Genomic DNA, 9266 nt, shown 5'->3' with positions numbered 1-9266 from the left:
ATCCCCGTCACCAACCACTACGGCCCCACCGAAACCACCATCGCCTGCACCGACCACACCACCACCACCCACAACCAGAACCAGAACCAGAACCACCACAACCAGAACCATCACACGGCCACCGTCCCCATCGGCCGACCCATGTGGAACACCACCGCCTACATCCTCGACACCCACCTCCAACCCCTCCCCACCGGCACCACCGGCGAGCTCTACATCGCCGGCACCCAACTCGCCCGCGGCTACCACCACAACCCCACCCTCACCGCCCAACGCTTCACCGCCAACCCCCACGGCACCCCCGGCGAACGCATGTACCGCACCGGCGACCTCGCCCGCTGGAACCACCAAGGCCACCTCGAATACGCCGGACGCGCCGACCACCAGATCAAACTCCGCGGCCACCGCATCGAACCCGCCGAAATCGAAGCCGCACTGACCGCGCACCCCCACGTCACCCACGCCGCCGTCCTCCTCCGCGAGGACACCCCCGGCGACAAACGACTCACCGCGTATGCCGTGACCACCGACGGCCTCGACACCGCCGACCTGCGCACCCACCTGGCCAACCGCCTCCCCGACCACATGGTCCCGGCCGGGTTCGTCGTCCTGGACGCCCTCCCCCTCACCCCCAACGGCAAGCTCGACCGCAACGCCCTCCCCGCACCCCACTACACCCCCACAACCACCTACCGCGCACCCGGCACGGACCGGGAGGCCGTCATCTGCGAGGTCTTCGCCGACACCCTCGGCCTCACCCGGATCGGGCTGGACGACAGCTTCTTCGAGCTCGGCGGCCACTCCCTCCTAGCCGTCACCCTCGTCGAACGACTCCGCTCCCGGGACGTCCCCGTCAACGTCCGCACCCTCTTCACCGCGCCCACCCCTGCACAGTTGGCCGCCGCCACGGAAGCGGACACGGGCACCCGCCCGATCGCCGTCCCCCCGAACCTCATCCCCGCCGACGCCCGGGCCATCACGCCCGACATGCTCCCCCTCATCGACCTCACCGCCGACGAACTCACCCGCATCACGGATGCGTTCCCCGGCGGCCCGGCCAACATCGCCGACATCTACCCCCTCGCACCACTCCAGGAAGGCATCTTCTTCCACCACCTGCTGTCGACCGGTGCCGGCGGCAAGGACATCTACGTCACCCCGGCCATGCTCACCTTCGACAGCCGCGCCCTGCTCGACACCTTCCTCGACGCCCTCCAGCAGGTCATCGACCGCCACGACATCCTGCGCACCGCCGTCCTCTGGGAAGGACTCCCCGAACCCGTCCAGGTCGTCGCCCGCACCGCCCGACTCCCCATCCAGCAGCACACCCTCACCACCACCGACCACCCCATGGCCGGACTCCTCGCACTCTGCGCCCCGTCCATGGACCTCGGACAGGCGCCCCTCCTGCGCGCCCACACCGCCCCCGAACCCGGCACCGACCGCTGGCTCCTGCTCCTCCAGCGCCACCACCTCATCACCGACCACACGGCGCTGGACATCCTGCTCGGCGAGATCCGGACGATCCTGGCCGGCGAGGAACACCGCCTCCCGGCGCCGCTGCCGTTCCGCGACTTCGTCGCCCAGGCCCGCCTCGGCATCACCCGCGAGGAACACGAACACTTCTTCACCGACCACCTCGCCGGCATCACCGAACCCACCGCACCCTTCGGCGTCCTCGACACCCGCCACGACGGCAGCCGCACTGCGGACGCGCGCCTCACCCTCGACGCCGACCTCGCCGAACGCATCCGCCACCACGCCCGCGCGCACCACACCAGCCCCGCCACCCTGATCCACACCGCCTGGGCCCGCGTCGTCGCCGCCACCACCAACCGCGACGACGTAGTCTTCGGCACCCTCCTCCTCGGCCGCATGAACGCCGGCACCGGCGCCCACCGCGTCCCCGGACTCTTCATCAACACCCTCCCCGTCCGCTTCGACACCTCCACCACCACCGCCACCACCGCCGTCACCGCCATGCGCGACCAACTCGCCGACCTCCTCACCCACGAACACGCCCCCCTCGCCCTCGCCCAGAAAGCCGGCCAGGTCGACAACTCCGCACCCCTCTTCACCGCTCTCCTCAACTACCGCCACAGCCGGAGCGCCGCGGAGCACACCGGCACCGGCCTGGACGGGGTGCACGCCCAGCACGGACAGGACCGCACCAACTACCCGCTCACCGTGGCGGTCGACGATCTCGGCAGCGGATTCGTCCTCTCCGCCCAGACCGTGGACCCCATCGACCCCGCCCTCGTCTGCGACCTCCTCCGGACCGCCCTCCGCAACCTCTCCGACGCGCTCGACACCGCACCCAGGACGCCCCTCCACACGATCGACGTCCTCGACGAGGCCCGGCGGCGGACCGTGCTGACCGAGTGGAACGACACCCGTGTCGAGCGTCCCGCCGTCAGCCTCACCGAGTTGTTCGAGGCCCGGGCGGCCCGCACCCCGGGCGCCGTCGCGCTCGTCTCCGGGGACGACGAGCTCACCTACGCCGAACTCAACGCCCGCGCCAACCGGCTGGCCCGGGTGCTCATCGCGCACGGCGTGGGCCCGGAGTCGCTGGTGCCCGTGCTGATGCGGCGCTCGGCGGACCTCGTCGTCACCCTGCTCGCGGTGCTCAAGGCGGGCGGCGCCTACGTGCCGATCGACGAACGGGCGCCCGAGACCCGGATGGCGGTGGTGCACCGGGACGCGGGGGCCGGCCTGCTGCTGGTCGACGGGTCCACCCGTGACCACGCCTTCGTGCGGGGCCTCGAAGGGACCGGGGCCGGGATCCTGACCGTCGACGCGTCCACCGGCACCGGCGGGCCGGACAACCCGGCCGTGCGGACCCTGCCGGACCAGCCCGCCTACGTGATGTACACCTCCGGCTCCACCGGCGTCCCGAAGGGCATCGCCAACACCCACCGCGGCGTGGTCGAGCTGGTCTCGGACCGCTGCTGGCGCGAGACGGTGCCGCACCGGGTGCTCTTCCAGTCCCCGCACGCCTTCGACGCCTCCACCTACGAGCTGTGGGTGCCGCTGACGGCCGGCGGCACGGTCGTGGTGGCTCCCGAGGGGCGGCTGGACGCGGCGGCAGTGCGTGCGCTGACGAAGCGGCACGGCCTGACCCACCTGCACCTCACCGCAGGCCTGTTCCGCGTGCTCGCCGAGGACGACCCGGCGGCGTTCACCGGGATCCAGGAGGTCGGCACCGGCGGCGACATCGTCCCGGCCGCGGCCGTGCGGCGGGTGCTCGACGCCTGCCCTGGCATCCTGGTCCGCAACACCTACGGGCCGACCGAGACGACGCTCTGCACCACCCAGGTCCCGCTGGCGGACAGCGCCGCGGTGCCCGCCGTACTGCCCATCGGCCGGCCGATGGACAACTCCCGGGCCTACGTCCTGGACTCCGCGCTGCGCCCGGTACCGGTGGGCGCGATCGGCGAGCTGTACCTGGCCGGCACCGGGCTGGCGCGCGGCTACCTCGGCCGGGCCGACCTGACCGCCCAGCGGTTCGTGGCGGACCCGTTCGACGACGGCGGCGGGCGGGGCGGGCGGATGTACCGCACGGGGGACCTGGTCCGGTGGACGGCCGACGGGCAGCTGGTGTTCCTCGGCCGCGCCGACGACCAGGTGAAGATCCGCGGCTTCCGGATCGAACTCGGCGAGGTCGAAGCGGCGCTGACGGGTCACCCCGCGATCTCCGACGCCGCCGTGATCGCCCGCGAGGACCGGCCCGGGGACAAGCGGCTCGTCGCCTACGCCGTGCTCGCGGACCCCGCCGGACCGGACGGCGGCGGCCCGGTTGCGGGCGTCACGGTCGAGGAGCTGCGCCGCTACCTGGCCGACCGGCTGCCGGACTACATGGTCCCGTCCGCGGCCGTGCTGCTCCCCGCGCTGCCCCTCACCGCGAACCGCAAGCTCGACCGCGCCGCGCTGCCCGCACCCGACCTCGGCCCGGCCGTCGCCCACCGCGCCCCGGCCACCGAACGCGAGCGGCAGCTGTGCGAGGCCTTCGCCCAGGTCCTGGGCGTGCCCGGGGTCGGCATGGACGACAACTTCTTCGACCTGGGCGGTCATTCACTGCTGGCCACCAGGCTGGTCAGCCGGATCCGCACCCTGCTCGACGTCGAGCTGCCGGTGCAGGCCCTCTTCGAGACACCGACCGTCGCCGGTGTGACCAAGCGACTCGATTCACTCACCACCAAGAAGGCACGGCCCGCGTTCCGGCCGATGCGCGGGCAGAAGGAGTCCTGATGATCCCGGTTTCTTTCGCACAGCAGCGACTCTGGTTCCTCGACCAGCTGGAGGGCCCGAACGCCACCTACAACCTCCCGCTCGGCCTGCGGCTGACCGGCCCGCTGGACACCGCCGCCCTGCACGCCGCGCTCCGGGACGTGGTGGAGCGGCACGAAGTCCTGCGCACGGTCTTCCCCGCGCACGACGGCCTGCCCCACCAGGACATCCGGCCCACCGACGAGGTCGGCCCGCTGCTCACGGTGACCGACGCCGCCGCCCTCGACGCGGCCGGACTCGACACCGCGGTGACCCGGGCCGCCCGGCACGTCTTCGACCTCACCACCGAACTGCCGATCCGGGCCTGGCTGTTCCGCCGGACCGCGACCGACCACGTGCTGCTGGTGGTCGTCCACCACATCGCCGGCGACGGCTGGTCCATGGGCCCGCTCGCCCGGGACGTCTCCGCCGCCTACCGGGCCCGGCTGACCGGCGGCCTCCCGCAGTGGGACGAACTCCCCGGCCAGTACGCCGACTACGCGCTCTGGCAGCGCGAACTCCTGGGCGAGGAGGACGACCCGGAGAGCCTGCTCGCCGAGCAGCTCGCCTACTGGCGGGCCGCCCTGGACGACCTGCCGGAGGAGCTGACGCTCCCCACCGTGCGGCCCCGCCCCGCGGTGGCCGGTCACCGCGGGGGCACGGTCGACGTCACGGTGCCCGCCGACCTGCACCGCAGGCTCGCGGAGACCGCGCGCGCCGAGGGCGTGACGCCGTTCATGGTGATCCAGGCGGCCCTGGCCGTCCTGCTCTCCCGTCTCGGCGCCGGCACCGACATACCCGTCGGCACCGCCGTCGCCGGCCGTACCGACGAAGCCCTCGACGATCTGATCGGCTTCTTCGTCAACACCCTCGTCCTGCGCACCGACCTCTCCGGCGACCCGACCTTCACCGAGCTCCTGCGCCGGGTGCGGCAGACCGGGCTGAGCGCCTTCGCGCACCAGGACGTGCCCTTCGAGCGGCTGGTGGAGGAGCTGGCCCCGACTCGCTCGATGGCCCGCCACCCACTGTTCCAGGTCATGCTCTCCCTCCAGAACAACGCCCAGCCCGTCCTCGACCTGCCCGGCCTGACCGTCGAGGCGCTGGCCGGTGGGCAGGCCCCGGCCAAGTTCGACCTCTCGTTCACCTTCGGCGAGGTCTTCGGCCCCGACCGGTCCCCGGCCGGCCTCCAGGGCAGCATCACCTTCGCGCTCGACCTCTTCGACGCGGAGGCGGCCGAACAGCTCGGCGTCCGCTTCGTCCGGGTCCTGCGCGCGGTGCTGACCGAACCAGGCCGACCGGTGTCGACGGCCGAGGTCCTGGGCGCGGAGGAGCGCCACCGGGTCCTCACCGAGTGGGGCAGCGGCCGCAGCGCCGAGCCGGTGACCGGCTCACTGCCGGAACTGTTCGCCCGGCAGGTCGCACGGACACCCGACGCGGTCGCGGTGGTGTGCGGGGACACCGAGTTCACCTACGCACAACTGGACGCCCGGGCCAACGGCCTCGCCCACAAACTCCTCGCCGAGGGCGTCGCCCCCGAGGACGCCGTCGCGGTACTGATGGAACGCTCCGCGGACCTGGTCGTCGCCCTGCTCGCCGTCCTCAAGGCCGGCGCCTGCTACGTCCCCCTCGACGCCCGCTACCCGCTCACCCACCGCCGCACCATCACCACCGAGACCGGCGCCACCTTCGTCCTCACCGACACCGCACTGCACCACCAGGCCACCGAACTGGGCCTCACAGTGCTCACCACCGACGGCGCGGGGCCGGACGACGCCCCTCAGGTGAACTGCCACGAAAGGCAGTTGGCGTACGTGATGTACACCTCCGGCTCCACCGGCCGCCCCAAGGGCGTCGCCGTCACCCACCACGACATCGCCACCCTCACCAACGACCACCGCTACACCGACACAGCCACCGAACGCATCCTCCTCCACTCCCCCCACTCCTTCGACGCCTCCACCTTCGAACTCTGGGTCCCACTCCTCAACGGCGGCACCACCATCGTCGCCCCACCCGGCGACCTCACCACCACCACCCTCCGACACGTGATCCGCGAACACCGCATCAGCACCCTCTGGCTCACGGCAGGCCTCTTCACCGTCCTCGCCGACGACGACCCCGCCTGCCTGCGCGGCGTCCGACGCCTCTGGACGGGCGGCGACGTCGTCTCCCCCGCCGCCGTCACCCGCGCCCTCGACGCCTGCCCCGGCCTCACCGTCACCAACGGCTACGGCCCCACCGAAACCACCACCTTCGCCACCACCCACCGGACCACGGGCACCGGAACCACCCTGCCGATCGGCCGCCCCCTCGACGGCATGCGCGCCTACGTCCTCGACACACGCCTCCAGCCCGTGCCCACGGGTGTCACCGGCGAGCTCTACCTCGCCGGCCACGGCCTCGCCCGCGGCTACCTCGCACGCCCCGCCCTCACCGCCGAACGCTTCACCGCCGACCCCCACGGCACCCCCGGCGAACGCATGTACCGCACCGGCGACCTCGCCCGCTGGAACGACCAAGGCCACCTCGAATACGCCGGACGCGCCGACCACCAGATCAAACTCCGCGGCTTCCGCATCGAACCCGGAGAGATCGAAGCCGCACTGGCCGCGCACCCCGCCGTCGGCCAGGCCCACGTCCAACTCCGCGAAGACACCCCCGGCGACAAACGCCTCACCGCCTACCTCGTCACCACCGGCGACCTCGACACAGACACCCTCCGCGCCGAACTCTCCACCGCACTGCCCGAGTACATGCTCCCCACCGCGTTCGTCACCCTCGACGCCTTCCCCCTCACCACCAACGGGAAGATCGACCGACGCGCCCTCCCCGCACCCGACCACACCCCGCTCACCGGACGCACACCCCGCACCCCCCACGAGGAAATCCTCTGCGAGATCTTCGCCCAGGTCCTCGGCCTGCCCCGGATCGGCATCGACGACAGCTTCTTCGACCTCGGCGGCCACTCCCTCCTCGCCACCCGCCTGGCCAGCCGCATCCGCACCGCCCTCGACATCGAACTCCCCATCCGCACCCTCTTCGAAGCCCCCACCGTCGCCACCCTCACCCAGCACCTCCACCGCACCACCAAAAGCCGCCCTGCCCTCACCACCGGTACCCGCCCCAACACGCTCCCCCTCTCCTACGCCCAACAGCGCCTCTGGTTCCTCGCCGAACTCGAAGGCCCCAGCCCCACCTACAACATCCCCCTCGCCCTCCACCTCACCGGCCCACTCGACACCACCGCCCTCGAAGCCGCCCTCCACGACGTCGTGGCGCGACACGAAGTCCTCCGCACGGTCTTCGGTTCCACTGACGGCCAGGCCCACCAGCTCGTCCTCGATGCGGACGAACTGGGAACGATCATGAGCCTGGAGAGCTACGACAAGACGGCCATCGCCCGTGCGGCGGCTCACACGTTCGAGCTCAAGACCGACATCCCCTTCCGTGCCTGGCTGTTCTCCCAGGATCACGACGAACACACCCTGGTGGTGGTCGTCCACCACATCGCCGGCGACGGCTGGTCCATGGCACCGCTGGCCCGGGACATCTCGACCGCCTACACCGCCCGCCTCACCGGCGACGCACCCGCGTGGCAGCCACTCCCCGTCCAGTACGCCGACTACACCCTCTGGCAGCGCGACCTCCTCGGCGACACGGAGACGCCCGACAGCGTCCTCACCCGCCAACTCGCCTACTGGCGGACCGCCCTGGACAACATTCCCGAGGAGCTGTCACTCCCCACCGACCGTCCTCGCCCCGCGCTGGCCGGCCACCGCGGCGGATCCGTCGACCTCAGGATTCCGGCCGAACTTCACCAGCGCGTCGCCGAATTGGCCCGGATGGAGGGTGTGACGGTGTTCATGGTGCTGCAGGCGGCACTGGCCGTGCTGCTCTCCCGTCTCGGCGCCGGCACCGACATCCCCATCGGCACGCCCATCGCGGGCCGCACCGACGAAGCCCTCGACGACCTGGTCGGCTTCTTCGTCAACACCCTCGTCCTGCGCACCGACCTCAGCGGCAACCCCTCGTTCACCGACCTCCTCCACCAGGTCCGCGACACCAGCCTCAACGCCTACGCCCACCAGGACATCCCCTTCGAACGACTGGTCGAAGAACTGGCACCGGCCCGATCCATGGCCCGCCACCCCCTCTTCCAGGTCATGCTCTCCCTCCAGAACAACACCCCGGCCACCCTCGATCTCCCCGGCCTCTCAGCGCAGTTGGTGTCGTCCGGCCAGATGTCGGCCCGGTACGACCTCGCGTTCACCCTCAGCGAGGGCCTCGGCGGCGGTGACGCACAGGCCGGGATCGGCGGCACCCTGACCTATGCCACGGACCTCTTCGAGGCCGGGACAGCCGAGCGGATCGCCGAACGGTTCCTCCGCGTCCTGCACGCCGTCACCACCACCCCGGACCTGCCGGTCAGCACCGTCGACGTGCTCGGCCCCGAAGAGCGCCGGCGGATTCTGGTCGAGTGGAACGACACCACGCACGACGTCCCCGAAACCACCGTCCACCAGCTCATCGAAACCCAGGCCACCCGCACACCGGACGCCGTCGCCGTCGTCTTCGAGGACGAGTCGGTCACCTACTCCGAACTCAACACCCGCGCCAACCACCTCGCCCACCACCTCATCGGACACGGCCTCGGACCGGAAAAACTCGCCGCCGTCCTCGTCGAACGCTCCACCGACCTCGTCACCACCCTCCTCGCCGTCCTCAAAACCGGCGCCGCCTACCTCCCCATCGACCCCGAATACCCCACCACACGCATCCACCACCTCCTCACCGACGCCCACCCCCACCTCCTCCTCACCACCACACTGTCCGAGAAGAACGCCGACCACCAGCCCGACACACCACGAGTCCTCCTCGACCAACTCGACCTGACCACGGGCGAGTCCACCAACCCGGACGTACCACTGTCCGGACTGAACCCCGCCTACGTCATCTACACCTCCGGCTCCACCGGCCACCCCAAGGGCGTCACCATCACC

At 71.5% G+C, this 9266-nt stretch carries 2 protein-coding genes; both read left to right on the top strand.

Annotated elements, in window-relative coordinates; all coding sequences use genetic code 11:
* Positions 1-4248 (top strand): amino acid adenylation domain-containing protein (locus tag ACFCX4_RS31110; RefSeq protein ID WP_376149769.1); only part of this gene is annotated, 4248 nt, incomplete at its 5' end.
* Positions 4248-9266 (top strand): amino acid adenylation domain-containing protein (locus ACFCX4_RS31105; RefSeq protein ID WP_376149766.1); only part of this gene is annotated, 5019 nt, incomplete at its 3' end. The genes ACFCX4_RS31110 and ACFCX4_RS31105, both read left to right, overlap by 1 nt.

Source organism: Kitasatospora sp. NPDC056327, from assembly GCF_042261735.1.
GTDB lineage: Bacteria > Actinomycetota > Actinomycetes > Streptomycetales > Streptomycetaceae > Kitasatospora.
Note: the sequence above shows the minus strand (reverse complement) of the source record. Positions and strands in the feature narration are given on the sequence as shown.